This is a genomic window from Phormidesmis sp. 146-33 (assembly GCF_052939515.1).
Genome location: NZ_JBJPHU010000002.1, coordinates 127,409 through 152,585, shown reverse-complemented (window position 1 = coordinate 152,585; position 25,177 = coordinate 127,409). Strand labels below are relative to the sequence as shown.

18 protein-coding genes and 1 pseudogene are annotated in these 25,177 nt (G+C 46.6%); 14 read left to right on the top strand and 5 right to left on the bottom strand.

What is annotated here, in order from left to right; translation table 11 throughout:
* From ACJ2PR_RS01930 to ACJ2PR_RS01915, 4 genes and pseudogenes are all read left to right on the top strand, one after another.
* Positions 1-486 (top strand): hypothetical protein (locus ACJ2PR_RS01930; protein ID WP_446875713.1); only part of this gene is annotated, 486 nt, incomplete at its 5' end.
* Between the two features lie 132 nt (positions 487-618).
* Complete coding sequence (locus ACJ2PR_RS01925; RefSeq protein ID WP_446875712.1) at positions 619-930, top strand: protease inhibitor I42 family protein; 312 nt, start codon at positions 619-621, stop codon at positions 928-930.
* A gap of 236 nt (positions 931-1,166) precedes the next feature.
* Positions 1,167-2,201 (top strand): annotated as a pseudogene (locus ACJ2PR_RS01920) (CHAT domain-containing protein); the annotation flags it as partial.
* A 2-nt stretch (positions 2,202-2,203) separates the two neighbouring features.
* The gene (locus tag ACJ2PR_RS01915) at positions 2,204-4,678 is read left to right on the top strand and encodes an NB-ARC domain-containing protein (RefSeq protein WP_446875711.1); all 2,475 of its coding nucleotides are present in this window, start codon (positions 2,204-2,206) and stop codon (positions 4,676-4,678) included.
* A 424-nt stretch (positions 4,679-5,102) separates the two neighbouring features.
* Here the strand turns inward: ACJ2PR_RS01915 and ACJ2PR_RS01910 are convergent, their stop codons facing one another.
* Positions 5,103-5,537, bottom strand: coding sequence for a type II toxin-antitoxin system VapC family toxin (locus tag ACJ2PR_RS01910; protein ID WP_446875710.1), 435 nt, complete (start codon positions 5,535-5,537; stop codon positions 5,103-5,105).
* A complete protein-coding gene (locus ACJ2PR_RS01905; protein WP_446875709.1) occupies positions 5,534-5,770 on the bottom strand; it encodes a type II toxin-antitoxin system Phd/YefM family antitoxin in 237 nt (78 codons plus the stop codon). The genes ACJ2PR_RS01910 and ACJ2PR_RS01905 overlap by 4 nt, the downstream gene beginning before the upstream one ends.
* A 344-nt stretch (positions 5,771-6,114) precedes the next feature.
* Between ACJ2PR_RS01905 and ACJ2PR_RS01900 the strand changes: the two genes are divergently transcribed.
* The 5 genes from ACJ2PR_RS01900 (at position 6,115) to ACJ2PR_RS01880 (ending at position 16,571) form a co-directional block, all read left to right on the top strand.
* Entirely contained in the window at positions 6,115-10,611 is a 4,497-nt protein-coding gene (locus tag ACJ2PR_RS01900; RefSeq protein ID WP_446875708.1) for a calcium-binding protein, read from the top strand.
* A 10-nt stretch (positions 10,612-10,621) separates the two neighbouring features.
* A complete protein-coding gene (locus ACJ2PR_RS01895) occupies positions 10,622-10,801 on the top strand; it encodes a hypothetical protein (protein WP_446875707.1) in 180 nt (59 codons plus the stop codon).
* A gap of 13 nt (positions 10,802-10,814) precedes the next feature.
* Complete coding sequence (locus ACJ2PR_RS01890) at positions 10,815-13,091, top strand: NACHT domain-containing protein (protein ID WP_446875706.1); 2,277 nt, start codon at positions 10,815-10,817, stop codon at positions 13,089-13,091.
* A gap of 122 nt (positions 13,092-13,213) precedes the next feature.
* Positions 13,214-14,110: a CHAT domain-containing protein gene (locus ACJ2PR_RS01885; RefSeq protein ID WP_446875705.1), complete on the top strand. Its 897-nt coding sequence runs from the start codon at positions 13,214-13,216 to the stop codon at positions 14,108-14,110.
* 22 nt (positions 14,111-14,132) lie between these two features.
* Positions 14,133-16,571, top strand: coding sequence for an nSTAND1 domain-containing NTPase (locus tag ACJ2PR_RS01880; RefSeq protein WP_446875704.1), 2,439 nt, complete (start codon positions 14,133-14,135; stop codon positions 16,569-16,571).
* A 59-nt stretch (positions 16,572-16,630) separates the two neighbouring features.
* Here ACJ2PR_RS01880 and ACJ2PR_RS01875 read toward each other — a convergent pair whose 3' ends face one another.
* A complete protein-coding gene (locus ACJ2PR_RS01875) occupies positions 16,631-16,903 on the bottom strand; it encodes a transposase family protein (protein ID WP_446875703.1) in 273 nt (90 codons plus the stop codon).
* A 100-nt stretch (positions 16,904-17,003) separates the two neighbouring features.
* Positions 17,004-17,675 carry a transposase family protein gene (locus ACJ2PR_RS01870; protein ID WP_446875702.1) on the bottom strand — a complete coding sequence of 224 codons (672 nt, stop codon included), beginning with the start codon at positions 17,673-17,675 and terminating at the stop codon, positions 17,004-17,006.
* Between the two features lie 67 nt (positions 17,676-17,742).
* On the opposite strand from ACJ2PR_RS01870, the gene ACJ2PR_RS01865 reads away from it, so the two are divergent.
* Positions 17,743-19,182: a WD40 repeat domain-containing protein gene (locus ACJ2PR_RS01865; protein WP_446875701.1), complete on the top strand. Its 1,440-nt coding sequence runs from the start codon at positions 17,743-17,745 to the stop codon at positions 19,180-19,182.
* Between the two features lie 100 nt (positions 19,183-19,282).
* Here the strand turns inward: ACJ2PR_RS01865 and ACJ2PR_RS01860 are convergent, their stop codons facing one another.
* Positions 19,283-19,675, bottom strand: a complete 393-nt coding sequence (locus ACJ2PR_RS01860) for a helix-turn-helix domain-containing protein (protein WP_446875700.1) — start codon at positions 19,673-19,675, stop codon at positions 19,283-19,285.
* A gap of 504 nt (positions 19,676-20,179) precedes the next feature.
* Here ACJ2PR_RS01860 and dndB point away from each other — a divergent pair.
* From dndB to dndD, 4 genes are read left to right on the top strand one after another with little or no spacing between them, the layout of a single operon-like run.
* Positions 20,180-21,256: a DNA sulfur modification protein DndB gene (gene dndB / locus ACJ2PR_RS01855; protein WP_446875699.1), complete on the top strand. Its 1,077-nt coding sequence runs from the start codon at positions 20,180-20,182 to the stop codon at positions 21,254-21,256.
* A gap of 51 nt (positions 21,257-21,307) precedes the next feature.
* Positions 21,308-21,604, top strand: coding sequence for a hypothetical protein (locus tag ACJ2PR_RS01850; protein WP_446875698.1), 297 nt, complete (start codon positions 21,308-21,310; stop codon positions 21,602-21,604).
* Between the two features lie 48 nt (positions 21,605-21,652).
* Positions 21,653-23,215 carry a DNA phosphorothioation system sulfurtransferase DndC gene (gene dndC / locus ACJ2PR_RS01845; RefSeq protein ID WP_446875697.1) on the top strand — a complete coding sequence of 521 codons (1,563 nt, stop codon included), beginning with the start codon at positions 21,653-21,655 and terminating at the stop codon, positions 23,213-23,215.
* Entirely contained in the window at positions 23,212-25,173 is a 1,962-nt protein-coding gene (gene dndD / locus ACJ2PR_RS01840) for a DNA sulfur modification protein DndD (protein ID WP_446875696.1), read from the top strand. Before dndC ends, dndD begins: the two co-directional genes overlap by 4 nt.
* Positions 25,174-25,177 lie beyond the last annotated feature (4 nt).

Sequence of the window (25,177 nt, the reverse complement as noted above, 5' to 3'; positions counted from 1 at the left end):
CATCAACAGCGGTATGACATTGGTGGGGGACAGATTCGCTATGACGGTATTTGGACACCTGGTAACGATGGTAGACCAATCGTTTGGGGCTGGACGTTTGAGGATTTCCAGAAGAAGAATGGAGAGTGCTACAGCCAGGGATATCGGTTGGCACATCAACAGCGGTATGACATTGGTGGGGGACAGATTCGCTATGACGGTATTTGGATACCTGGTAACGATGGTAGACCAATCGTTTGGGGCTATACGTTCCAGGACTTTCAGAAAAAAAATGGGGAGTTTTATAGCAATGGCTATCGGCTCATGCATCAACAGCGGTATGACATTGGTGGGGGTCAGATTCGCTATGACGGTATCTGGACACCCGGTAACGATGGTAGACCAATTGTTTGGGGCTGGACGTTTGAGGATTTCCAGAACAAAAACGGAGAGTGCTACAGCCAGGGTTATCGATTGATGTCTCAACAGCGGTACAAGATCAATTAGCGGCTCGATCACGTGTGCACGCGATCGTCCCTTTTGTCTGCCATTTCTAGGGCGATCGCTCTCCAACCGCTGCTTCTTGTCTTGACAACCTGACTATCCTCAGAACTGTTTACCCTAAATTTTGCAATCAATATGAACATTCCCACTAGCCTCAACCTTGAAGTCGGCGAAACGTATAGCCTGACGCTCCCTGGACTTGCCACAGCGGGTTATCAATGGACGTATGAAATCACTCAAAGCGGTGATTCAATGGTTGCTGTAATCGCCGTACCATCGGAAGCGGGTAATCATGAGTCTGCTCAACCTGCGATCGGTTCTAGCCGAAACGAAATATTTGCGATTCAGGCGCTTAAACCTGGACGAACGACACTTCGGTTTAGGCAAGGGCGATCGTGGGAACAGTCACCACTCAAGGAATACTCGATCGAGGTTGCAGTTCAATAGTGTGCGATCGGGCTTCTCTAAAAAATTCATTTGGGCAATGAATCCTACATAAGCAGGCGTTGTGAATCAACCTTAAAGAAGAAGTGAAGAAAACACGAAATTTCACCATTTGGTCTTGAAGCTTCCCCTAGAATTCTCTTGAGCAAGGATTAAAGACACTAAAGATTATCTGTATCAGTGTCCAAGAGTTGATCATCGCCTGCGAGTGCTAGATCTGACGGAGCCAAGAATTAAGCCAATTCAAGGAGAGTATCGTTGTGAACAAGGTTAAGCTCCTCATCCTCACTGCCAATCCCCGTAATACTGATCCCCTCCGGTTGAATGAAGAAATCCGCGAAATTGAAGATGCATTAGAACGGGCTACCCATAGAGATCGATTTGAAATTATTAGTAGAGGTGCAGTAAGAGTCGATGATCTGTCTCTCGCAGTTCTAAAACACAATCCAGACGTTGTTCATTTTTCTGGACATGGAGCAGGCGAAGACGGTCTAATCCTGGAAGATAACAACGGACAGATAAAGGCAGTGCCTACCGATGCCCTAGTGGAATTGTTCAGGTTGAGCAAAGCTACGGTCAAATGCGTCTTCCTTAATGCCTGCTATTCCAAAGTTCAAGCAGATGCCATTTACCAACAGATCGACTGCGTGGTTGGAATGGAGAAGGCGATCGGCGACAAAACCGCCATTCATTTTGCACCTATATTCTATGCTGCCCTCGGTCATGGGCGATCGTTTCAAGATGCCTTTGACTCTGCCAAAAATGTCCTGAAATCCGACAAAAACCCTGAAGTCAACACTCCCATCCAGCACATTCGTCAAGGAACTGCAAACCTTTTTCCCATACCTCAGCCCATGACTGAATCAAACCCAATTGCCCCACATCTTCTGTCTGCTCCACGCTCCTCAAATTCAATCGGCAATATCTCAAACAAAGGCAACAGTAATGCTTTCAACATAGTTCAAGGGGATGGCAATACCGTATCTCAAAATATCAATCATTCTGCCGCCTCATCCGATCTGCAAGCTGCGATCGCTGCCCTCGCACAGCTTAAGGAAGCGATCGCTACCAACTCTGCACTCAGTTCAATGCAGAAAAAGATCGCAAATGTTCCCATCAGTGAGATCGAAGCTGAATTACAGAAACCAAAACCGAATAGGAGCCTTGTTGATGAGGCGATCGCTGCCCTCAAGCAAGCACTAGAGAGCGCTATCACTTTGGCAGAACCCGTAACGAAAGTCGCTGCACTCCTTGCAAAAACCTGGATGGTGTAACCATGACGCAACATAATTCCCAGCCTCAACCCGATCATCAGTACCTTGTTGGCGATATTCAGATTTCAGGCGATGGCAACGAATTCAACTTCGTTCAGGGCAACAATAATCATTTTTTCAAATACGAGATCACGCCTCAAGGAGGGGTGGTTAACATCTTGCCACCAGAGCAAGCTCCTCGAATCACTGCTCTACAAACGCCGATTAGGTTGCTTCCGCGTCTTTCTTCCGACCTGTTTGGACGAAAAACAGAGATTGGGCAGAGTGTTATGGCACTTGAAGCATCACAAACCATTGAACTCTACGGTTCAGCAGGAATCGGTAAATCAGTCCTTTTGCGGCAACTTGCTCACCACAAAATTGCTGCGTCCTTGAAATATTTTCCAGATGGCGTGATTTACTTCCATTTGCTGCGTGAGGAGCCTGTTGAGGATTTGCAGCAAAAACTGTTTGAGGCTTTTTACGCCAGCGATCGCCCCTTCAAACCGTCTGCTATTCGAGTTCGGCATGAATTACAAAATAAGCGTGCCCTGATCCTACTCGACAATGCAAAACTGTCTCGGAAGGACATTGAGAAGCTAGGGGAAACTGCACCGAATTGCGTTTTTGCTTTTACATCGTCAGAGCGCAGCTTATGGGGCGAAGGGCATCCGATTCAGGTCGGTGGGCTTTCATTGGATGCTTCTTTGGATTTAATAGAACGGGAATTGAAGCGATCGCTCACGGCTCAAGAGCAAGCGGCAGTCACAGCAATTTGTACTGATCTTAACGGACACCCGCTTGAGATTCTTCAACACATTGCAGGTGTGCGTGAAAGCAAGGAATGGTTGGCCGATGTTGCTGGGCGAGTTCAGAAGAATACCTCTCAAAAAGCTCGAACTGAACAGTTACTCAAGCCTCTCAGTCAGCAAAAGCGATCGATCTTAGCTGCACTGGCGGCTTTAGGAGGAATTGCGATTTCAGCCAAGCAAGCATTAGCGATCGCAGACGAAGGCACAGAATCAGATCTCGGAACCTTGAGAGAAATGCACCTTGTGCAGCAGGAAGGCTCTCGCTACAGCTTGAGTGCCAATTTGCTGGATTCTGTCAAACAGATAGAGAATCTAACTCCTTACATGGAGAGGGCTGTATTCTTTGTCACGAAATGGGCACAGAACACGACCCCCGAAAAGCTGCAACAAGAATCTGAAGCAATCTCCCATCTGTTGCAGTGGTCAGTTAAGCAAGGTCGATGGAATGATGTTCTTTTGCTAGGCAAGCCGTTTGAAAGTGCGTTAGCGCTCTCAGGGCAGTGGGAGCTTCAAGCACAGGTACTTCAATGGTACGAACAAGCAGCAGAAAATCTGGGCGATAACTCTGCTGTCGCTTGGGTACTGCATCAATCGGGCGTTCGTTCTCTTGGTCTTGGTGAAACGTTTAGAGCGCGGAACTTGCTGAATCAAGCGTTTAAGCTGCGGCAGAAATTGGGAGATTTACGTGGAGCAGAACTAACCCAGCGGTGTCTGAACTTCAAATTCCCTACTGTTCCTCCAATTACAGATTTTCTTGAGCCGCCCGCACCTCAACCTTCGCCCCCACATTCACCTTGGACAGATTTCCTTAAAAAGATATTAATTCCTACTTTCGTTACAGGTGGTTTAGTTGGAGCAGGTATGCTCATAGCACCCAGAATTCAGATCCCACCCGGTGACTCTACACCTCCTAAAATATCAGCTCCAACTTCAGATCCCGGTTCCATAGCTAGTGAAACACCAATTCCTGAACCTAGCCCTACGCCCATTCAAGATCCTTCAATATCAAGCTGCGTTGCTGCTGATGTCAAAGTTGAATTGAACATACGCCCGTCACCCGACTTAAATGCTGAGGCTATTGGGAAGCTATCTTCAAGGCAACAAGCATCAACTACCAAAATGAGGCAAGGTGATTTCATAGAAATTAGTGATCCGATCAAAGGTTGGATTAATGCAGGGTTTACACAGCCTTGCGATTCTAAAAACTTTGCCAGAGCACCCAAACCAATTCCCTCCAAGGAGGTGGCTGATTCGCAACCAGAGGTCAATCAACCTTCTTCTGACTCACCTTCGCAACCTCAAAAGCAACTAACTCAGGTATACAAAGGCCCTTGGTCGTCTGATGTAATTAATGGCTTGCAGTTAATTGTTGATGAGGTTGAAAAAACTGATGGAGTGGCAAAACTTTATGTACGTGCTAAAAATCACACTACAAGGGATTTGAACTTGAGCTTTTTCTTCAACGGTTTTTATGCCTTTGATAATTTAGGCAACCCCTACAGCGTTGGTGCTAACCGTTGGAGCGACGTGATTCCTGCTTCAGGTACAACACGTGCATATATAACGTTACAACCTGAAATAAATCCCGATGCATCAAGCGTTACTGTTACTTTTGGTAATACGGGACAAGGACCGGGAGATTCCGGTGGCGGCAAGCTTTCTGTGTCAGGTATACAAGTTAAGTAAGTGCAATCATAGTATCCTCTGAACATATTTTTTGTAGGAGTCCTACAGGCACTTCACCAAACAAGCCATCTCTGACTTGCAAACTACATCTTTAGATCAGACAGGCTGATAAAACTCAAATCTACCTTATCTAACGTGCCCAGTCGAGTGATGAACAGATCATTGATTTACAATTACGGTGTGCCAGGGAGGTTCTTCAATCACTCAGTGAGAATTTGCAGCGGAGATCGCCCCTTCTCTTGAAGGCGATCGCTCTTTGCATGGGTGTGAAGAATCAAAGGCGCGATCGCTTAAGCACATAGGCGATCGGCAGATCAAATGGAAGGATGATTCTGTGGTGAAGATGGTGGGCGATCGTGGCTTTAATCATCTCCACCCTTCAGCGTTAGTCCTGCCAGCGCGAATGATGGGAGCGATCGTCCTCTCATTCTGCAATTAGTCTCAAGACCTGTACCTCAACGCCAAGCACATTCGCACAGACAGCCAACCCTTCATCTGCCGTAACCAGTGGAATGGTATGGGCAGATGCAATTGCCGAATGCAAAGCATCCAAAGTCCGCAAAGGTGTATCAAACCGCCTAATCCAATTCCGTGCCATGTCGTAGTGAATTGGCTCCAGGTCTAGCTGGCTATAAAAACCACTATTGAGATCAGTTTGAAAACGACTGGCAATAGCTTGAGCTTCATCACGCTCAATTTCTCCTACCCTAACCCGACGAGACAAGGCGGAGCAAAGTTCTACCTCAACCAATTGGCTAATTCCCAATTCAACTTCCTGCCTGAGCAATGCTTCAACCCGATCACTGAGTGCCTCTGCCCAATACAACGGAGCCACAACGCTGGTATCTAGATAAATCAACCGCGTTCCTCTTGTCGAGCCTGCATCACTGTTGCACTCAAAGCTTCCCCTTGAACTTGCAGAGACTCCCGAAATTGCCTCGTGCGGTTTAACCATTGTTCTCGTCCCAATGGTGGCACCAGTCGGGCAACCTCCCGATCCTGCTCCACCAGAATCACCTCTTCCCCTCTGGAAACTCTTTCCAGAAGAGCCTTTAGCTGACCCGCTGCATGATCTACACTAATCTTTAACATCCTGCGTAACCCATAAGGGATACGTCTAGCGTACACGAATTCCGATCAGTCCAGGTAAGCGTGATGGATGGTTATGAATCAGTCGATTTGTTTTGGTTAAAGAGCGATCGCTAGTTGCTGAAGGGCGAGCGCACTTACCCAATTGTCTCAGTATCAGACAGTTGAATTTGGCGATCGCTGGCTTCTGAAGGGAGGAGTGATCGCTTTTTGCAATGTGAAGAATCAAAGATGCGATCACAACTCAGAATAAGTCAGAATAACCCAGTCTTGAACTCAGATAGCCAACAGATTTGATGGAGTTGTTCGCAGAAAACAGCGAATTTATCCATTCACCGAGACGAGTCATGCCAGACCAACTCAACCCTCAACAACTCATTAGTGAACTTGAGAGCTTAAAGACCACTCTCAGCAAATTTGAAACTGCGCTTGATGACAAATTTGCACCCCTCAAAGCCGGACTCGATACTGCCGAAGCCAACTTAGGTAAACTGGCAACCGATGCCGACGCAGCCTTAATCCGCAAAACCATTGATGCTGCCTTAGACCAGGCACTCGGCGCAAATGATTACGTCAGCGCCAACGACATTCTCAACTTCAACCTGGCACTTACCACTGACTTCGGTGATGCGCCCGGCATTCCCTCGATCGCGTCTACCCTCAACCTCAGCCTCAATCTAGACAATCCCATCAGCACGCCTAGCATCGCCTTCAAAGATGTGCGTCTAGATTTAGGCTCCTTTATACAAGACTTTGCTAAACCAGTCATTGGCGAAGTGGGACAGGTGCTCAAACCCTTTGAGCCGATCCGAGAGATTTTGACAAAAGAGGTGCCAGGACTCAGTGATTTGGGTGTTCGCATTAGCTTGTTGAATCTGGCAAAAACATTTGGGGGAGCGTCTAACTTTGCTCTATTCGATGCCCTGGATCAATTCTCCACCATCGTTAATGCCGTCGATCAAGCCGGAACTACGGTCAACAATTTGGCTGGAGATAGTCGCTTCATCCATTTAGGTGACTTCAGCACTAATGCCAGTGGACAAATCACAACGTCTACACCTTACGAGATCGCGCCACTTCAACAGGCAGCTAGCAGAGGCTTGAGCTTCTTTTCGGATGCAAAAAACATTGCTGGTGGTGGTTTCACCTTTCCTCTCTTAGAAACGCCTACAACAGCCTTTGATCTACTCTTAGGCAAAGATATAGGCTTGCTAAATTTCACCTTGCCTGAATTTAGTGCAGGCTTTAGCTACAGCGAAAAATTTCCCATTGTGCCGCCATTTCCAGTGTTTTTCAACTGGAGCGGTAGTGCAGCCTTCACCAGTCCTGGTTTAACCTTTGGCTATGACACGGCGGGTCTCAAAAATAATGCGCCTCTGTCTGGCTTTTATATTGATGGTAGCCAACCACTGTTTGAAGTGAATGCAACCCTCAAAGCGGGAGCCAGCGCTGGTATTCCAGTCCTTTTTGAGGTCGGTGGCGATGTCTTTCTAACTGGAAAAGCCGATTTCTACCTTCCAGACAGACAAAGCAAAGTCAGACTTTCAAACTTAGATAGTTTGTTTGCTAACGGCTTTTTTGCAAGCGAGGGCAAGATTCAAGTTGGAGCCAATGCGTGGCTCGAACATATCACCTTCAACCCCATTAAAGGGTTCTTGGGTCTGATCACAGGCGACTTTGACAAGCTGGTCGATCGCTATGAAAAAAATCTGGTCACGTTTGATTTATTTGACTTTGGGAATGGGACTCAAGGCTCTGCTCAACTTCCACCGAATCTAGCAAGCTACGACGCTGCCAGCCGCACCCTGGTTCTTAATATTGGTACACGCGCTGATCAACGCAATGTTAGTCAAACAGTAATTGATGAGCAATTTAACATCATGCCCGATGTTCTTGTCTCAGCGTTTGGCTATCAGGACACGTACTCTGGGATTAGCAAGGTTGTTGCTTTTGCTGATGTGGGGAACGATGTGATCTCAGTGGACATTCCAGCGATCGCCGAACTGCATGGCGGTGCAGGGGATGACAATCTGTACGGCAGTTCATTGGCAGATCAACTCTTTGGGGATGAGGGCAGCGATCGACTCAGCGGTCGCGGTAGTGACGATTTGCTTTACGGCGGCGAGGGGAACGATCGACTTTATGGCGATGAGGGCAATGATACTCTGTTTGGTGAGGCTGGCGATGACCTGTTAGAGGGTGGCATTGGTAACGATCAGCTTAATGGTGGGGAGGGCAATGATGAGTTATATGGGCGTGTCGGACTGGATGTGTTCAACGGTGGAGTGGGCGACGATCGGCTCTTCGGTGGTGAAGACAATGACCAACTGTATGGGATGGATGGTGACGATCTCTTAGCTGGCGGTACAGGGGATGATAGTCTCGACGGTGGTAATGGGAATGATCGCCTGTTTGGTGAAGAAGGCAGCGATACCCTCATTGGTGGTGCAGGAGATGATAGTCTGGATGGCTTTGATGGCGATGACCAATTGTTTGGCGGGGTTGGCAATGACAAAATCAACGGTGGCGCTGGCATTGATACTGTCAGCTATGCCGATTCATCCAATGGAACTGTCGTTAACCTGGATGAGAGCAGACAATACAGCAATGCCGCCAGTCCCTTCGATTTAGAACCGGGCTTTGCGATCGCGGCGGGCACGGCGACCGATGGCTTTGGTACAACAGATACGCTGCAAAACCTGGAAAATATCATTGGCTCCAACTTTGATGATGTTCTCATTGGCAGCGGCGATAGGAATCGGATCACCGCTTTAGCAGGTAATGACTTACTGATTGGCAATGCCGGGAGTGACACGTTAGATGGTGGTGATGGCATTGACACCGTTAGCTACCGTTATGATCCAAAAGCTGTTTTCGTCAGTCTAGAACAAGGGACTGCCACAGATGGGTTTGGTGACATCGATCGCCTCCTCAACATTGAGAATGTGGTTGGTTCCGACGGGAACGATCGCCTCATTGGCAACGACCAGATCAACAGCCTCTCTGGTGGTAACGGAGATGATGTCATTGAAGCCAGAGGCGGCAACGATACGCTCTATGGCAACGACGGCAACGACACACTGATGGGAGAGGCAGGCGACGATACGCTGATTGGTGGTGCAAGCGCAGACCTGCTTCAGGGTGGCGAGGGTAATGATACTGCGTCTTACATCACGGCGACAGCAGGTGTGATAGCCAGCTTAACCACAGGTGCGGGAGCAACGGGAGATGCAAGGGGCGATGTCTTTCAGTCGATCGAGAACCTGGAAGGATCTGCTTACAGCGATCGCCTCATCGGTGATCAGTTCGCAAATATCCTCAGCGGTTTAGGCGGCGACGATTTTCTGGATGGACGTGATGGCGATGACGCTCTTTATGGTGGAGATGGACGCGATCGGCTGCTGGGATCTGGGGGCAATGACCAGATCTTTGGTGGCGCTGGGGATGATGACTTAGACGGCGGTGATGGAAATGACTTTCTCAGCGGTGGTGAGGGCGATGATTTTCTGGAAGGGCAAGCAGGCAACGATCGACTAGAAGGGGGTTTGGGTAACGATACCTTTCTGGGTGGTGAAGGCAATGACACCCTTCTAGGTGAAGTGGGCGATGACAATCTGGATGGTGGTAACGGCAACGATTTACTCAATGGTGGGCTTGGCGATGATTTTCTCTACGACGGCGAGGGGAATGATCAACTGCTGGGTGCTGGCGGCAATGACTATCTAGAAGGGGGTGCCGGACACGATCGATTGGATGGCGGTGACGGCAGTGATTTTCTGTACGGACAGGCGGGCAATGATCAACTGTTGGGCGGTGCAGGGCAAGATCAACTGTTGGGTGGACTTGGTAATGATGTGTTGACTGGCGGCACAGATAACGATGTCCTTTCAGGTGGCGGTGGGAACGATCGCTTCATCATTAACCTGGGCGATGGCAGGGATACGATCATTGATTTTGGTGGGATTGCTAGAGGGGCGGCTCCAACCGCAGAAACTATTGGTGAGGTGGATATCATTGAGTTTAAGGGAGCTAACTTAGTGGCCCAAAAGATGCTTCTGACTCAGAATGGCAGCGACCTTGAGATTAGTTTTGAAGGCGTTGCTAATACACAGGTTATTTTGAAAGACTTTGCGCTGGAAAATCTTGACAATCTCCCCACGAGTAAAGGCGCAACCATAACTCTGGGCAACATCCTGTTTGAGGGTCAATCGGAAATGCAGGATAGCTTTGATGTCTTTAATGCGGAGTGGCAGTATGACCAGGTGCTAAACCGTAACACTGTCAGCTTCTTAAACGATTTGAATAATCGGACTAAGGGGTTTGACGACTCGGATGATGTGATTAATGGGCAAGGAGGCGACGATACACTCTGGGGGCTGAGTGGGAATGACCTTCTGCGGGGTGGTGCCGGAAATGACACGCTGCTGGGCGGCTTGGGCAAAGACTACCTTGCGGGGGGTGAGGGCAACGATACCCTCTTTGGTCAGGAGTGGGATGACTTTCTGGTGGGTAACCAGGGGGATGACCTGCTGTTTGGTGGCAGCGGTCACAATACGCTCGTGGGTGGTCTTGGCAAGGATACGTTTGCATTGACAGGCGAAGGGACAGATCTGGTTTTAGACTTCACAGTGGGTCAAGACCGTCTTGGTTTAGCATCTGGGTTGACGTTTGACCAACTCACCCTAACTCAGGGCACAGGAGTAAATGCCAGCAGTACGTGGGTCAAGCTCAATAGCACAGGTGATCTTTTGATGACTCTCAACAATGTGCAGGCAAGTGCGCTGATGCGCGATGTGTTTGCGTCTGTCTCTAACTATCAGCCTTCGCCGTTGACTAGAGGTTGATCAAGATCGGGTGAGTTACACACCATTGCCAGAATGCGACGATCGCTTCTCTGCCCTAACCACTGGAGGCGATCGTCCTTCCATACAATATTGGGAGCCTGTTTGCCATCCTGATGATGACCCAGACATCGTAATTCTTGTCTCAGGAAAAATTGACCGTCATAATGAGGTCACACGGCGCTTAACTTAATTTTGGGAGTCCTATGCTTACCTCTGAAGAATTAGACGCAATTCTTGAACGCATTCTGACAAACAAGGCAACGGAAAAGGATGTGGCTGCGCTACGTCGATCGCTGAAGCAGAGCGGTAAGGTGGTGCAAATTGAGTTGCAGCAGGAGAAATTCAGTTTCGATATTGAGCAAATTAGTGGGGGAGAGATTCAGTTTGGCGATCGCATTTACCAGGGTGCCGATGCGGAAACCATCAAAGCAGTGCTGCAATCTGCCCTGGGTGAACAGCAAAGACTTCTGGAGCAGCAAAGGGCAAAACGTCCCCGCGTTGAGCGAGATTTTTTGGGGATGATGAAAGCAGAAGTTTCTAGTAGCCTAAAGCAGTCGTTGCATCATGCTGTGTTGATGAACTTAGGCAAAGAGGAACAACCAGAGCAAGTAGAACGCCTCTGGGATGCCAAAGTCAAAGTGGCAGATCAGCCAAATGTTTTGCTGTCGAAGGATGCAAAGACTATTGAAGTTTTTGATCGAGAAGATATTGCAGGCAGACTACTGATCTTAGGCAGCCCTGGATCTGGTAAAACTACAACGCTTTTGGAACTAGCGAAGGAATTAATCGAGCGAGCAGAAACAGAACAAGATTTTCCGATGCCTGTTTTGTTCAACTTGTCTTCCTGGAAAGACGATCGCCAGCCTCTACAGGAATGGATAGTACAAGAACTCAAACTGCGTGTGCGCTCAGATATTACTCGTAAATGGTTAGACCAGCACAAACTATTGCCGTTGCTAGACGGGTTAGATGAAATGGCAACCGATCGTCAGGAAACTTGTGTCGAAGCTATTAACCAACAGCTACTCACTGGCGAAAGGTCTCTTCCCTATCTGGTTGTGTGCAGCCGCAATGAAGAGTACGACAACTATGAAACCAAACTACTACTTAATGGTGCAATTTCTATTCAAGCACTGACGATCGATAAGATTCGGAGCTATCTCAACTCTATTGACCAGACTGAGTTATGTCATACGCTCGATCATGACGCAGAGTTGCTAGCTCTCGTTCGCATTCCCTTATTTCTCAGTATCGCAGTAATAGCTTTTCAGGAACTCTCTCATGAACAGTGGCAAACGCTTACAACTACTGAAGCAAGAATTAGATATTTATTGAATAGCTATATACAGAAAATGATAAGGAGAAAACCGGTGAAATTTGCTTTAAAGAATAAAAAAGATCACCCATGCTCTCTTACTCAGAAGACTTACACATGGCTTGTTTGGTTAGCTATTTATATGCAGGGAGAAGCAAAATCTGAGTTCTTAATTGAGAGAGTTCCACCGCCTAGATTAGCAAGAGGCTCTCTTGTTAATGTTAGTATCACTGTTTTTTTAACTTTAGTAATTTTATTCATTTTCACACTTCTAAAACAAGGAATAGAACTCAAATATATAATTAAAATAATAAGTATAAAGCTACTTCTGGGGGGATACCCTATTTATGTGGCTATCTGTTTGATTGTCCGTAATCTTATGAATAAAGATATAAAAATTGTCGAAGGCTTAATCTGGTCATGGAGAAAAGCTAAAAACGGGTTTCGCAAAGAACTGACATATCCACAATTCCTCACTATAAACGTTGCTGGTGGTAGTGTAACTACTTATATTTGTGGAACATCTTCTATACATATACTATGTCTAATCATTCTTATGCTTTCCCAAACAAGGAGCGACAATAAAATTGACCACAGGTTAGCTCTAGTAACTTTAGGAGCTTTGATAGTTGCTCTACTTCTTTCGGGTCGCATATCTTTAAAAGTGATGTTTATTGTACTGATGTTTAGATTGACTTTTGGATTAATTAACATGCTTATGCATGGATTGACTCCTTCAGAGATTGAGGTTAAAACTTTTCCAAACCAAGGTATTTGGATGTCAGCTAAAAATGCAATGTTTTTCTTTTTAACCATTGCGTTTATTGGCGGTTTGCTGGGTGGAGTTCTTGGATTAATAGATTTAGGAATTGTTATACCTTACCTTGGATTACACTTCGAGGGAGTTTTGAAAGGATTTACTTCTGGTTTGCTCATCGGACTATTTACTGGGTTACTTTTCGGACTTCAATACGGTGGCATAACTTGTATTAAGTACGGAGTCACACGCATAATTCTCTACTCTAAAGGACTCATTCCTTGGAACTATGCTCGCTTCCTCAATCACTGCACTGAGCGATCAATTCTTCAACGGGTAGGTGGACGCTATCGGTTTATTCATAGATTGCTACAAGAGCATTTTGCAGCAATGCATCTTGATAAATAAGTGAATAGAAGTAGTCATAATTCATCTTAACAGTCACTCAAAATACTATTTCTTTCAACTTGGTCAGAACGATCGCACTCAAATTCAATCAAACGACTTAACAAAAACAACAGAGAGCAAGCATGACAAACTCGAATGAAATGAACGCGATTCTCGATCGCATCCTGCACAACAAACCAGCCGATGGCGATGTGGAAGATCTACGCCAATGGCTCCAAACTGCTGAAGGTCAACAATTTACTCAACAGCTTAGTCAGCCTGCACCGCAATCAACTGCCTCAGGTAAGTTCAATATCAACATTGGCAAGATTACTGGGAGCGAGATTCAGATTGGCGATCGCCATGTCAATAGTACCGATGCTGAGATGTTGCGTAACTTGATTAGTTCTCTACTTAAAGAGTTGTCAGTCTCGACTAGTTCTGCAACACTAGCGATCGCCGTCCGCAAGATTTTGGTATTAGCTGCCAGTCCAAAGGATCAGTCCAAGCTGAATCTGGAAAGAGAAGTCAAAGAAATTGATCTGGCATTGCGGTTAGGCAGCGATCGCGAACAATTTACTCTCGATCAACGTTGGGGAGCCACCCCAGGAGAGCTACAAGATGTTCTGCTGACCCTTAAACCGGACATCGTTCACTTTTGTGGTCACGGCGCAGTAGAACAGGGATTGGTTTTACAGAACGAAAACCAGCAAGCTCAACTAGTTTCAACGACAGCCCTAGTGAAGTTGCTTGAATTGGTCACCAAACATTCCAAACCGATTTCCTGCATAGTGCTGAATGCTTGTTACTCAAAAGCGCAAGCCGATGCGATGAGTCCCTTTATCGATTACATCGTTGGCATGAACAAAGAAATTGGCGACAAGGCAGCAATCAACTTCACCAAGGGCTTTTACCGATCGTTATCCAACGGACTTCCCTACAACGCTGCCTTTGACTTTGGTTGCAATGCCATTGATTTAGAACAAATTCCAGAACACTTGACTCCTATTCTGCAAGGCAAAGCCATACAAAAAAAGTAATTCCTTAATTTGAGGTGTTTCTATGTTTACCCCCGAAGAGATTGATGCCATTCTGGAACGCATTCGTAACGGCACAGCCAGTGCTGAGGATTGGGATGCCTTGCGTCAAGCCCTGAGTCAACCTGTCGATATGCTGCAAATTCCATTGCGGCAGGAACAAATCAACTTCATTATTGGAGAACTGAAGGGCAGAGATATTCAAATTGGCGATCGGTTCACCACTGAGCAAATTCTTGGGCAGAAAAACATTTATGTTTCTGTTGATGAGATTAAAACTCGTAAATTCAATCAGACTTCACCCTACAAAGGATTGAAGAAGTTTGAGCCAGAAGATAAGGAGTTTTTCTTTGGGCGTGACCAGTTCATCACAGAGTTGGCAAATGAACTAGAGCGGACTAACCTGCTTTTGCTACTCGGCGCATCGGGCAGTGGGAAGTCGTCGGTAGTGCGGGCAGGGCTGTTGGCTTGGTTGCAGAAGGAATGGGGTTCTCGGTTGGTTAATTTAACGTTTACCCCCGATCAAGATCCGTTTGAATCTTTGTATGGCAGCTTATTGCGCTACTACAAACAAGCAGAAGCTCAAGTTGCCCGTGAAGGTCGAGAGGATACGCTGACCCAGGTTGTAACTGGGCTAAGACGATCGGACTCTTTCTGGTTCATTTTCATCGATCAGTTTGAGGAGTTGTTCACGACTAGCCAGGGTGAGAAGCGCGATCGCTTTATTGCTGGCTTAGTTCAACTCAACACAGCCTTGAAGCTTCTGGGTTCTACAAAAGATTGCCCGGTCAAAATTGTGGCGACGATGCGGGCAGATTTTCTCGATCGATTCAGTCCCTATCCAACCTTGGTCAAGGCGACCGATAAGCATCGTCCATTGATGGCAGAAATGCGAGTGGATGAGTTGAGGCAAGCCATTGAGCAACCAGCAGCACATCACGGAGTGGTGTTTGAAACAGGACTCGTGGAAGAGATCACCAAGGATGTACAGGGACAGGCAGGATATTTGCCGTTGTTGCAATACACGCTGAATCTGGTGTGGGATACGGAGAAAGAGAATGGCAGTATTCACGATCGTACCTTAAACATCAGCACTTATCGAGGCTTGGGTGGGGTGCGGGGTGCTTTGCAAAAGCGGGTGAATCAGATTTATGAGGCGTTGCCAGAAGCGGAACGATTAGCGGCTCAACGCATTTTCTTGAAGCTGGTAGAAATTGGTGGAGATGAGGAATCGGGGACGGAATGGAAGCCTGTAAGGAGACGGGCACTGCGATCGGAGTTTGACAGTGAGCTAGAGCAGCGAGTGCTGGTGCAGTTGATTGACGAGAATTTGTTGGTGAGCGATCGTCCATCTCAAGCCCAGGAATCAACTGTAGAGATTGCTCATGAAGCTTTACTGACATCGTGGGAGATGTTGAATACTTGGATTAAAGAGAATCGTCAAGCTATTGGGATTCGTAATCGACTGAATGATGATGTGGCACGGTGGCAAGCGAAAAAGGCAGAGGATGAATTGTGGACTGGCTCGAAGTTGGAACAGGTTCTAGAACTCAAAAAGAACCCAACGTTCAATCAAGTGATGGGTGGATTTAGTTCCACTGCAAATCAGTTTATTGATGCAAGTTTGGGATTGCGCGATCGTGTCAGAAAACGGCAGATTAGACAAGCTCGTACCATTGCTGCTGTATCAATTGCTGCTGTTGCTTTAGTAAGTGTCGCTGGAGTCGTTGCAATGCTTCAAAGGCAGGAAACGGTTAAGCAAAAGGAGCAAGCAGAACGACAAGCTCAGATTGCTCTTGCACAGCAGTTGATATCCAAGGCTGAAGTAGCAAGAAGACAAGGCAGCACTCAGCTACAGGTCAGTATGTTGCTTGCTGTTGAAGGTGTTCGGCGATTAAATGCGCTAGAGGTATCATCTGCTGAAGGTAATGCTATTCTACGTTACGGGCTTGATTTACTCAAATCACCTATATCGCGAAGTGATATTGAGCGATTGTCCGCTTCCCATGATTTACCCAATAGTGAAACAATTGAGCAACAAGTTAAATCCAACAATTGTGCCGTTATCCAAGCAGGAATTCTTGAGTGTCGTAGTTCGGGCAGTAAGAATGTAGCTCAAATTCTTGGGATGCAGGGAGCTAGTGGAGGCTCAAATACGATAGATTTTCCGGTGCAAATTATAGATGCAACTACAAAGCAGCTATTAGCTGTCTTACCTCACAGGGGTCATGTACGATACACTGCTTTCTTTGGGGAAGGCAAATATGCATTATCAAACGGATATGCAGAAGCGGACGGGATAAGGTACTGGAACTTAGGTTTTGATAAAGGATCTGCGCGTCTAATAACCAATCTTACTGAATTTGAAAGTCCATCTAATATCTTTAATTCTAATTTAAGAGATAAAATAAGAGGACTTAATCTGAACCCCAAAACCGACGAACTAAGCTTCCATGGGAAATAGAGTTGTTGGGTAATAAGAACAGGTTTCCTGACGACAGATTGCTTCCCACTTCTATCAATTTATGCAGCCTCCAAATAGAAGTTCCACAACCCTGCTGCGACCAACATTAAGTGGTCATCAAAATCAGTCACACGATTGCGATAAATTGCAGAGACCGAATGATATCGCTTCATGCCCGCGTGGGCATGTTCACATTTGACTCGTTGACGACTAAATTCACGGTTTTCCTGTTTCTGCTGTTCGCTCAATTCCTTGCCTCTGGGCTTTTTATGCGGCAGACGGATGTTGTCAAATTCGTTCTGTAATCCCTGAAATCCTAAATCTCCTTCCACCGCCACCTCCTCTGGGATCTTGCTAAAACCTAGTTGAGCCGCAACCGCAGGCGGTTCTGCTCACTTACGAAGAGTGCAAATTCGGTTGTCGGTTCCAACGTTAGTTAGATCGTAGCGTCACGAAAATTTTAGCATATAGTACAAGTGAACTAAATGGCGCTGTCGGTCTAACTAAATCTGCTTCATCTAATTGCCGTTTGTCATGGATTTTGCCAGGTCTGGCTTTGGTCAGGAAGCGCACCCGCTTTTTTCGCGTGGTTCCGGTAATGTGCTTGCGGGTATGCCGTTTCTTTTGACCGGAGTAATGTTCCTTTTGCTTGTCAGGGTCTTGGGGACGTTGCACTGGACGCTCTGTGCCATCAAAAATCACCTCCTTGACATCGGGCAAGCGTTCCATAAACTCCTCCATACTCCGCAACTGGCGCTCTGGCAAAACCTGTTTGTCTCCCAATGTCGTCTCTAAAATCGGCAGGAGTCGATGCACCCAGTCATGGGCACAGGAGCGGTCAAAGTCAAACAACACACTCAGCAAATCAAACGTGGGATAGCAGTTGCAGTACAGCAAAACATAGAACAGTTTCTCTGCTATTGTTCGCAAGGTTGCCTTACGTCCCCCTCCAACCGCACGTTTGCGCGCTCCTGCTGGCTTCACCAGACTTTGCTGATAAACGGCTGTAAAACTGGGCAGCAGAGCCTCGAATGCCTTGAGGGTTAGTCCCGTCATGGCTCGCATCAGGCGGTCTTGCTTGAGAATACGCTTCAGATTTAGCATTACGAGAACACCTTGCAACTGCTAGATATTATCCTTTATTTCCCAACAGGTCTAATATGTTGCTCGGTTGCAAAACAACGCCTTAGAACTAAGAGATATAGCCACTAATGACTTAATTCTGAGTCTAGATCCTGGCTCTGTTTCTTTTAGTTTTGATGATCGTTATCTTGCAACTCGCAGTGATCGAGATAACATACTGCGAATTTTAGAAATAAGTACTAAGAAAGTGATTTTTCAACAAAGTATCGAATCGCTTTCTAATAATTTGAAAATTATAGGTGACAGTGCAGTAACGAATATGTCCTTGGAAAATGTGAGGAAAGATCTCTTCTTGAGTACTTTTTCTGTTAGTAAAGATGGCAATATTCACTTTTATAGAAGTAATGGTTGGAGCGCTTTTTTATGGATAGTGAACAAGAATCAAATTGAAGTTATAGGAGGTCTTAAAGGAAAAGTCCAAGAGACATCATTGAGTCAATTGGGTTCATATTTAGCTACAAGTGATCGATACAACGGAATTCAAATTATCGAAACCAACAGCGGCAATCGGGTTATGGAGTTACAAAATGATGGTGGAGGTAGTTCAGGCTATGGTGGTGACAGTGGATTAGCTTTCAGCCCAGATGAGAAATATATTGCAATAATCAGTTTAGAGAATGTTGTCAGAATTTTTGAAGTATCTACTGGTCAAGAGATACAGCGTCTAGAAGTAGGCAGCAGAGCTACCCTCGAATATCCAGGTAGACGAATCAGAGTCAGTAGACTTGCCTTCAGCCCAGATGGACAAAACCTTGCTACTGAGTTCATCTTAGAGGAGGACTCTTCAGAAAAGAAACAACCTGCTGGAATTTTATTGTGGGATTTGCAAACCAAAAGTATAGTTTCCGAAATGTGTTCTCGATTAACGCGCAACTTTTTATTCAGTGAGTGGAAACAAGTATTTGGTGAGGCACCCTATCAAAAAACATGTCCAAACCTGTCTTTGCCTCAAGATCTGCCAAAAAGTTCTTCTGATTCGAGTAAACCAGATGAAGCGGCTGAGACAAATTCTATCCCCGATAGTTCTCAGGTTCCAACGCCTTTACATGCTTCACCAAACTTTTTACCTTTCAATGCGTTTTCAACACCTTCCCCTCAGTCACAAGAGCCAACGCCAAGCACTTCATCAAAAATTGTAGAGAAACCTCAATCATTCAAATCGCCAATTCTAGATGAACCTGAAAGAGTTGCTTTTGATAAGGAAGGTACGGAAACATCTGTTCAGGGTCGTATTACAGCAAATCAGATTAAGCAGTATCTACTCTGGTGTAAAAATGGACAGCGTATGACTATCCAAATAAAAGAAGGTGATCTGAAGGTAACAGTGATTGCTCCAGATGGTCAAATCATTGGCACGGCAAATACAACTAAACAGTGGGAAGAGCAACTCCCCAGCAATGGAGACTATACAGTTAAGATCAGCAGTCCTACTGGGTCTAATTATACGGTTCGTATTAAAATCCTATAGCTGAAGCCTTTGCCCAAGAAGTTGGTGGAGAAGTCGGGGAACCCTAAACCTGAAAGCAGCTGTAGAACTTTCACTCATCAAAGCGTTGCTCATTTTGATGTCAGCAATAAATCCAAATCAACCCGAAAAACTTGGCTAGCTTTCTCGCCTCATCAAGCTCGATCGTTCTCTTATCGGTCAGGATTTCGGCGATCTTTTCCTGCGTTCCTAAAACCGGAATCAAGTCAGCCTCTTCTAAATCTCTAGCCTCCATCAAATGCCCCAGCATTGATCCAGTAGTCCCTGCTGGAATAGGGTAGTGTTCAGCTTCAAACTTCTCAATCAGGGTAATCAAAAGCTCCAGAAATGTTTCTTCCTCCGATCGCGTCGAGCGATGCTCCAATTCTTGAGCTAGAGCGATCGCGTGGTCATTCTCTGCTTCCGTCATAATCGGTTTAGGCTGATAGCGAACTAACAACTCAGCATAAGACTGTGCATCAAAAGTACGAGTCATTTTTCCACTCATACTTGTCATACTCTGCGTGGGTTAAAACATATTTGATGTAAATTCTTTGAGACGATACTTTTCGCAAAACTCTTGCAATTCTTTTCGACTGATGACGTGCATCTCAAATCTCTTGTCAATCACACCTTCAGCATTATCTCGCCTCCTTACTCATTATGATTAAGCGAAATGAAGACGGGCGAATTAGCAATGCTCGTCGCCCGTTTTAGCGATCGCCAAACAGCCAAAGCCTTTGCCCAAAAAGTCGGTGGAGAAATCGGGGAACCTTGAACTTTTACTTTGACTCGTATACGTACTGCCGAAGCCCTCAACCGCTCCCTATCTCTCTACTTTCGTTAGCAGCAACCGTATCAAGATTATATACAAGCTGCAAGATTGACCCATAGCAGTTCGACCTACTTAAAAAATACGCAAAAATATTTGTATGGAATCTTTTACATACAGTACGTCAATTTGATGATAAATTATCTGGGAAAGTCTCAGACGTGTCCTATGGCTCTTCCATTTGAGTACGTTTTTCCAGCCATTAGAGGGATTCAGGCAGGGCGTGAATATTACGTTTCGATGTGCCCAGTTCGCTTAATCCCGAAAATCTTTTCGTTTGACGATGAAGAGATTCCCCCTGAGATGCGGGCGCAGCGAATTCTAAACCGGAGTCGAGTGCCTGAGATCGCTCGTTACATCCTGGGTAATCCAACAGGCTATGTCTTCTCGGCAATTACTGTCTCCATCAATGCAGACATCGCCTTTGAAGCCATTGGTTCAGAAGATATTGGTAAGTTGACTGTTCCGATGGATGCTCGGTTTGTCATAAATGACGGACAGCATCGTCGCGCTGCATTTGAGCAAGCCTTAAAAGAGAATCCTGATCTTGGAGACGAGACGATCGCCGTCGTCTTCTTTCTGGATATTGGATTGAAGCGATCGCAGCAGATGTTCACCGATCTGAATCGTTACGCAGTTCATCCTGATCCCTCGTTAAATATTCTCTATGACAGCCGCGATCGCAAATCCATTTTGTCCAAATCTGTGGTTAAAGAAGTCAAGATTTTCGATAGACTCACGGATATGGAACGAAGCAACCTGCCAGTTCGCTCCAGCAAGCTTTTCACACTCAGCAGTATTTATAGTGCGACTCAAGCGCTTCTGGCTAATCATAAAGATGAGGAAATTGAGAAGCAGGTGGAGATTAGCGTACGCTTCTGGAGGGCAGTCAGCAGCAACATCTTAGACTGGCAGCAAGTGTTTGATAAGAAGGTTAGCCCCGGAGAAATCCGCCGAGAATACATCCATAGTCACGCAGTCACACTAGCAGGGATTGGGGGGGCAGGTGCAACCTTGCTGTCTGCTTACCCAGATAAATGGGAAGCCCCGTTAAAAGTTTTGCGAAAAATTGACTGGGCCCGTTCTAATCCCGATTGGGAAGGTCGTGTCATGTACGGGGGGCGGCTGTCTAAATCGAGAGCCTGTGTCAGCTTCATGACAGCCTATCTGAAGAACGCGATGAAACTGCCTTTGACTACGGAGGAAGAACGATTAGAGAAAATCTATGCTCTGACAGGAAGATAGCCATGCCACTGTTTGAGTTGTAAATTGTTTCGGAGGTTGAGCAAGAAACCTATGAAAAGTTTAAGAGGATTTGAGGTTACTAGCCCTTGTGAAGAAAAAGTGCAATCGTTTCTAGAGTCGATTGATGCAATAGACATCTCGATTGAATGGGGTTGGAATACTGTCATTATTGGTCATGAGGATGATCCTGATGAGTTCCAGGGCTTTGGCTACACTACGCTCTCTTCAGAAGAACTTAGTCAGTTTGCTAACCTTCTAAATGTGGAATTAATTTATGTTGATGAGCCTTTGGAAGCTGAAACGGTTCAATCTCTTGGGCTTTTGAAATACATAGAAGAGGCTGAGTAATTCATGTCTGTCCAAGACGTTAGCTAATTTGTATTAAGAGTGAGCGTGATGACTGAAGCAACAAAATTAGAATCTTTTCAACGATCGGTTCCTGAGCTTGTCGAAGAGTTGAAAGCTCTGACGATCGAGATCCAGGAATTGTATTGTCAAGACCAATTGCCCTGGATTGTGGGCTACTCAGGCGGCAAGGATTCAACGGCAGTGCTTCAGCTAGTGTGGAATGCGATCGCCGCCCTTCCCCCCGCAAAACGTACCAAGATCGTTTATGTCATCACCACAGACACAATGGTCGAAAATCCTGTAGTGTCTGCCTGGGTTGACAAGTCGCTCACCGTGATGGGGGCAGTTGCCAAAGAAAAGAATATGCCTATTGAGCCGATTCTGCTCAAGCCCGCTGTCAAAGACACTTTTTGGGTCAATCTGATTGGGAAAGGCTATCCTGCACCACGGCAAGGATTCCGCTGGTGTACCGAGCGCCTGAAGATTAAACCATCAGATAACTACATTCGTGAGAAAATCCGGGAAAGCGGCGAAGTCATTTTAGTTCTGGGAACGCGCAAGGCTGAAAGTTCATCACGGGCTGCTTTGATGGAAAAACACCGGAATTGGCGCGTCTTTTCTCACCTCAACTACAATCCTAGCCGTCCCAACTCCCTCATCTACACCCCGATCGAAGATTGGCGCACCGATGAAGTCTGGCTGTACTTGATGCAATGGCAAAACCCTTGGGGCAATAACAACAAAGATTTGTTTGCAATGTATCGAGGCGCAACAGCAGATAATGATTGTCCTTTGGTTGTTGACACCTCTACGCCAAGCTGCGGCAGTTCCCGGTTTGGCTGTTGGGTCTGCACGTTGGTCAGCGCAGACAAATCAATGGAAGCAATGATCCAAAACGATGAAGAAAAAGAGTGGATGCAGCCGCTCCTGGATTTACGGAACGAGTTGGATGTAGAAAATGACCTCGATCGCCGAGATTTCCGACGGCGGCAAGGGCAGATCCAACTGTATGAGCGTGATGTAGATGGGCTGGACGCTAAAGAGATTGTCAATATTCCAGGTCCTTACACCAAACAGTGGCGGGGAGAATGGCTGCGACGAGTGCTTCAAGCTCAGACCGAAGTGCGAGAAAATGCGCCTACGGAAATGCAGAAGATTGAACTGATTGCCATTGATGAACTCAGCGAAATTCGTCGCATTTGGCTGGAAGAGTTCCACGAATTTGATGATGTTCTGCCAAGCATCTATTTCGAGGTGACAGGACAAGCGTTTATTGATCCCCGACCTAACGCTGGAAGCGCCCAGCTTGGCTTAGACGAATGGAGCATTCTAGAAGAAATCTGCGATGACCCCATGCATTTTGAACTGATGACTCGGCTCCTCAGCACCGAGCGAAAGTTTCAAACCATGTCAAGGCGAGTCGGGATTATTGATGCCCTCGAAAAACATTTTGACACCAGTTCCCGTGCGAAAGAGGAGGCGATCGACAACGCCCATCTCAACTGGAACATCAAAAAAGCTGCTAAAGTTGGAGACGTAGAAGCCGTTAAGCAGCTAACCGATAAGCCAGCGTCCTCCTGGGCAGACCTCAAATTTAAGGGGCGCTCATGATCTTTCAGGAATTGGTATTAGAGAATTTTGGTCCCTACAAAGGGCGGCGGGTGTTTAATTTGCGCCCTGGCAAAGAACAGCAAACGATCGTCCTGTTCGGCGGCATGAACGGTGGCGGCAAAACGACGCTGATGGATGCGATTCGTCTAGCGCTCTATGGACATCGTGCTCCCTGCTCGACTCGTGGCAATCTCAGCTACCCTGAATTTCTCAAGCAGTGCATCAACAGACAAGCGCAAGAGGCTGTCGTGGAACTAGTTTTTCAGCAGACTCTCAATAACGAAGCACAACCCACAGAATTTAGAATTTATCGTACCTGGACGGAGCAGATTAGCAATCGAGACACCTTACGAATTCTCACGAACGGTGAAGTTTCGCCCGATCTCGCGCAGAAATGGGATGAACGCATTGAGGATCTCTTGCCCCTAGGAATCTCTCGCCTATTTTTGTTTGATGGCGAACAAGTCGGTGAACTAGCTGACCAAGACACGCTACCACAGTCAGTTACTAGTGCCATTCGATCGCTGCTAGGGCTAGAACTGCCCGATCGCCTTTCTGCCGATCTCGATGTGTTGACCTCCCGCAAGCGTAAATCCCTAGCAACCGCTCAGGAACAGGCACAGTTAGAAGAAATTGAGCAACGCCTAGAAGCTCAAGAGAGAGAGCGACTTACCCTTGTTAACAAAAAGGCTGCTATCCAAACAAAGTTGGAGAGGGCAGAGGAAAAACTGAGACAGGCGGAAGAACGATTTCTGTCTGAGGGCGGCAAAATTGCAGCAGAGCAGACTCAGCAGGAAACCCAATTACAGCAAGCCAGGAACGCAGTCGATTCCCATCGTGCAGAGCTGCGAGGGATTGCAGCCGGAGTATTGCCGCTAGCACTGATTCAACCTTTGCTTGAGCAAGCCCAAAACCAGGCACAGCAGGAAGTCCGACAGCAACAGTTTGAGGTTGCCAAAGAATTTCTGCAAGAACGTAGCCAGAATCTACTTAAGTTTGTCAAATCGCTGGATTTAGAGGCGAAGCAAGTCAAGCAAATCCAAACGTTTTTGACGAAACAGGATAAGGGCATCGTACAGGGCGCTGACGAGACTTGGTTCAATGTGGATGTGGACACCCTGCACCAACTCACAAACACGCTGGAATATGCCTTGCCACATCAGCTTAAGGTCACAAGAAACCAGCTAGAGCAGCTTCAAACTTGTCAAGCAGAAATTGAGACGATCGAGCGGTATCTTGCCACCGCCGCATCTCCAGAGATTTACGCGAAGTTAACGCAACAAGTCCGACAGGCACAGACTGAAGTGGTTCAACTTAAAGCCGATCGCGAACATAGCCAGAGGCTTCTGGAACAGGCGGAACAGACGATCGCTCGTACCACTCAAGAACTGATGGACTATGGCAAGCTGGCGATCGATCAAAAGAGCGATGAGCATACCTTAAGGGCGATCGCTAAAGCTCAGGACACCCTTAAAGTGTTCAAGCAAAGGCTGAAACTCCGCAAACTCAATCAGCTTGAGACTCTGGTGACAGAGTGTTTCCTCTACTTACTGCACAAATCGAATTTGGTGCATCGGGTTCAAATCGATACTGAAACCTTCAGCCTCTCTCTATTTGACTACGAAGGGCAGCCTGTGCCCAAACATCGGCTATCTGCTGGTGAGAAGCAGTTATTGGCAATTTCCCTGTTGTGGGGATTAGCCCGTGCTTCCGGTCGGCAATTACCTGTGGCGATCGATACTCCACTGGGGCGGCTTGATTCCTCTCACCGTAGTAATCTAGTGGATCGCTACTTTCCACAAGCTAGTCACCAAGTGCTGTTGCTCTCAACAGATACAGAGATCGGCAAGACCGAGGTGAAGCGGTTGCGGGAGAATGGGGCGATCGCTCGTGAATACTTGCTTAAGTACGATCGCACCAAACACCAAACCCAAGTAAAATCTGGTTACTTCTGGTAGAGCC

Coding starts and splice junctions, on each gene's coding strand:
- ACJ2PR_RS01905 (WP_446875709.1), bottom strand. CDS start 5,770: ATGTTAAAGATTAGTGTAGATCATGCAGCGGGTCAGCTAAAGGCTCTT.
- ACJ2PR_RS01900 (WP_446875708.1), top strand. CDS start 6,115: ATGCCAGACCAACTCAACCCTCAACAACTCATTAGTGAACTTGAGAGC.
- ACJ2PR_RS01870 (WP_446875702.1), bottom strand. CDS start 17,675: ATGCTAAATCTGAAGCGTATTCTCAAGCAAGACCGCCTGATGCGAGCC.
- ACJ2PR_RS01925 (WP_446875712.1), top strand. CDS start 619: ATGAACATTCCCACTAGCCTCAACCTTGAAGTCGGCGAAACGTATAGC.
- dndC (WP_446875697.1), top strand. CDS start 21,653: ATGACTGAAGCAACAAAATTAGAATCTTTTCAACGATCGGTTCCTGAG.
- ACJ2PR_RS01915 (WP_446875711.1), top strand. CDS start 2,204: ATGACGCAACATAATTCCCAGCCTCAACCCGATCATCAGTACCTTGTT.
- ACJ2PR_RS01890 (WP_446875706.1), top strand. CDS start 10,815: ATGCTTACCTCTGAAGAATTAGACGCAATTCTTGAACGCATTCTGACA.
- ACJ2PR_RS01850 (WP_446875698.1), top strand. CDS start 21,308: ATGAAAAGTTTAAGAGGATTTGAGGTTACTAGCCCTTGTGAAGAAAAA.
- dndB (WP_446875699.1), top strand. CDS start 20,180: ATGGCTCTTCCATTTGAGTACGTTTTTCCAGCCATTAGAGGGATTCAG.
- ACJ2PR_RS01860 (WP_446875700.1), bottom strand. CDS start 19,675: ATGACTCGTACTTTTGATGCACAGTCTTATGCTGAGTTGTTAGTTCGC.
- ACJ2PR_RS01880 (WP_446875704.1), top strand. CDS start 14,133: ATGTTTACCCCCGAAGAGATTGATGCCATTCTGGAACGCATTCGTAAC.
- dndD (WP_446875696.1), top strand. CDS start 23,212: ATGATCTTTCAGGAATTGGTATTAGAGAATTTTGGTCCCTACAAAGGG.
- ACJ2PR_RS01885 (WP_446875705.1), top strand. CDS start 13,214: ATGACAAACTCGAATGAAATGAACGCGATTCTCGATCGCATCCTGCAC.